General features: G+C 75.9%; 1 protein-coding gene. It reads left to right on the forward strand.

Translation table 11 applies throughout. The features are described 5' to 3' along the window. Positions 1 to 1,284 (forward strand): amino acid adenylation domain-containing protein (locus CCN56_RS35650; RefSeq protein ID WP_143664728.1); only part of this gene is annotated, 1,284 nt, incomplete at both ends.

Here is a 1,284-nt window from a genome sequence, read left to right on the forward strand (position 1 = left end):
CCGAGCTGTGGCGCTGGAGCGCCGCGCTCGCCGACACCCTCGCGGAGGCCGGGGTCGGCCCCGGCGACAGGGTGCTGCTCTGGGCGGACCGCACACCGGCCACGGTCGCCGCCGCACTCGCGGTGATGGCCCTGCGCGCCGCGTACGTCCCGCTCGACCCCGCCTTCCCCGTCCAGCGGGTGCGGGCCGTGGTGGAGGCCGCCGACCCGGTCCTGCTGCTGCACGACTCGGCGGCGGCGACCATCACCCCGCCCGAGGTCAGGGTGCCCGCCGTCGACCTGGCCGGACTGCCCGGGAGCGGCCCGGCGCCCCGCGAGCGGGAGCTCCCCGAGCCGACCGACCCGGCCTACGTGATCTTCACCTCCGGCTCCACCGGCACGCCCAAGGGCGTGGTGATCGAGCACGGCTCGCTGGCCAACTACGTCCAGTGGTGCGGCGCGGTGACCGGCCTGGCGGCCGGGGCGGGCAGCCCGCTGTTCGGCAGCCTCGGCTTCGACCACGCCGTCACCTCACTCTGGCCCGCGCTGGCCCACGGCAGCCGGCTCACCCTGTTCGCCGGGGTCTGGGACCAGCAGGCGCTCTTCGAGGGCCTGGAGCAGCCGTACGAGCTGCTCAAGGTGACGCCCTCCCACCTGCGGTTCTTCGAGCGCACCGCCCGGCCCGACTACCGCCGCACCACCCGGCTGCTGATGTTCGGCGGCGAGGCGCTGGACCCGGCGCTGATCGCCGGGATCGGCGAACGCCTGGACGGGGTACGGATGATGAACCACTACGGCCCGACCGAGGCCACCGTCGGCTGCTGCCACCTGGAGTTCGACCCGGCCGCCGTCCAGGGCCTGCCCAGCGTCCCGATCGGCCGGCCGATCTGGAACACCCGGGCCTACCTGGTGGACGACCGGCTCCGCCCCGCCCGTCCCGGTGAGGCGGCCGAACTGGTCATCGCGGGCGCGGGCGTGGCGGCCGGCTACCTCGGCCGCCCCGAGGCCGGGAACAACTTCCTCGACGAGGCCGAGCTGGGCGGCCCGTCCGGCCGGGCCTACCGGACCGGGGACCGGGTGGAGCTGCTCGCCGACGGCACCCTGCTCTACCTCGGCCGCGGCGACAGCCAGTTCAAGGTCAGCGGCTACCGGATCGAGCTGGGGGAGCTGCGCAGGCACACGCTCGCGGTGCCCGGGGTGTCGGACGTCGCGTTCGACGTGCTGCCCGGGGCGGTGGAGAGCCTGGAGGCGCTGCTGGTGCTCGCCCCCGGCGCGGACGGCTCGGCCGAGCAGGAGCAGGGCGCCG

The organism is Streptomyces sp. NRRL B-24572, from assembly GCF_002156145.1.
GTDB lineage: Bacteria > Actinomycetota > Actinomycetes > Streptomycetales > Streptomycetaceae > Streptomyces > Streptomyces vietnamensis.